This is a genomic window from Cupriavidus sp. 05T313 (genome assembly GCF_056396665.1).
Window position 1 is genome coordinate 1 of record NZ_JBFTLX010000472.1, and the last position, 1,935, is coordinate 1,935.

A 1,935-nucleotide genomic window follows, 5' to 3' on the forward strand; every position below is an offset into this window, starting at 1 on the left:
GCGTTGTATGGTCAACATGCACTTAAAATCACTTTAAAGGCAGGGACGGCCGCGCACGTGACAAAGACCAATGCCCGGCATGGCGGCACCAAGCCGCGCCGGCGGCGTTTAATTATCGGGATTCTCAATCCAGCCTGGATTTCAACAAGAGCTCCATGACGTCGTTTACGTATGATGCTGTGCTAGCGGACGAGCCTCCTGGATGGCCAGCATCCGACCGGAGCACGCCCTCGTCGGCCGATGTATCGGCGCGCGACGCCTGGGCGCTGCTCGAAGCCACAGGCGGACTTGCCCTGCAAATCGATGTCACGGGCTACATCATGCTGGCAACGGAAGCATCGGCTCAGTTGCTGGCCTTTCCCCGGGAATACCTGCTCAAGTCCTCGATACTGGATGTGGTCTCGTTCGAACAACGCGAACAGCTCGCCGAGCTGCTCCTGGCCTGCGAACAAGAGGGTTCCTGGCAGCGCGGCCGGATCCGGTTCTCCGGCGGGGTGGGCGAAAGCCGATGGCTGGACCTCCGGGTCTGCCGGTACGCAAATGAAGACGGCGGTGTTTGTCTGTTGTTGTTTGGCTACGACATTACGCACTGGGTTGACAATGAACAGCGACTTATCGAGGCATCCTTTCGCGACCCATTGACCGGCGTGGGCAACCGCGCATTCCTGCGCGAGCGCATTTCCGCTTACTTTGCCGAAGACGGAACGGGAAAGACGCCGTTTGCGGTCGCCTTGATGGACCTCGATGGGTTCAAGAAGGTGAATGACTCGCTGGGCCATGAATTCGGCGATGCCTTGCTAAAGCAAGTCAGCGTGCGGCTGCTGGACGCCGTTCGCCCCAAGGATGTGGTCGCGCGGCTGGGCGGCGACGAGTTTGTGCTGCTATTGGACGGGATCGCATCGGAAGCGGCGGCCATCGGCCTGGTTGAAAGAGTGATACATGCCTGCAGGCAGCCCTTTCATCTCGCAGGCTGCCAGATCCGTGTCACCACCAGCCTCGGACTGACCTTCGGCACGCACGCCCATCAGTCCGAGTCGCAACTGCTCAAGCGCGCTGACCTCGCCATGTATGACGCAAAGGCGCAGGGCAAGAACCGCTATTGCGTCTACACGCCGGAGCTTGAGCATCGCCTGGATGAACAGTTCCGGATAGAGCAGGGCATGTTCGAGGCCGTCCAGAACGGCGAGTTCCTTCTCCACTATCAGCCCATCGTGTGGCCCGGTTCAGGCGAGGTCTGCGCAGTCGAGGCGCTGATGCGATGGGAGCACCCGACGGGGCCAGTCCCCCCGAGCGTGTTTATCCCGGTTGCGGAGCATAACGGCCTCATCAACCACCTTGGGGCATGGGCCCTTCGCTGCGCCTGCGCGCAGCTGGCAAGCTGGGATGCGCTGGGCCTGCATGTGGGATATATATCCGTCAACGTCTCGCCGGTTCAGTTCAGGCACCCGGGATTCGCGGATAGCGTCAGAAGGGCGATCAAGGACGCTGGCATCAGTTCGCACCGGCTGGTCCTGGAGATCACGGAAGGCGCACTGATGACCGACCCCGAAGCGGCCCAGGACTTGCTGATGGAGCTGCGCGCCCTGGGAGTCCGGTTCGCGGTGGACGACTTCGGGACGGGCTATTCCAGCTTGTCTTACCTTCGCCGCTTCCCGCTCTCGGCTTTGAAGATCGACAGGAGCTTCGTCGCGGACATGATGGACTCGCCGCACGCCAGGACCATTGTGTTTGCCGTGTTGTCCCTGGCGCGGGAACTCGGGCTGGTCGCCATCGCGGAAGGCGTGGAATCAAAGGAGCAAAGCCAGTTGCTGGCCGAACAAGGGTGTGAGCTGGTACAGGGGTGGCGCTACGCAAAGGCAATGAGCCCGGTCCAGTTCGTGAAACAAACGCAAAGCGGAAAGCTGCGCCTTGGCAGCTCGCAAGTATTCTCGAAGT

At 61.1% G+C, this 1,935-nt stretch carries 1 protein-coding gene; it reads left to right on the forward strand.

The window, feature by feature from the left end:
• Positions 1-155 precede the first annotated feature (155 nt).
• Positions 156-1,935: putative bifunctional diguanylate cyclase/phosphodiesterase (locus tag AC1DKD_RS40935; RefSeq protein WP_441635664.1), on the forward strand; the 1,780-nt coding region annotated here is incomplete at its 3' end.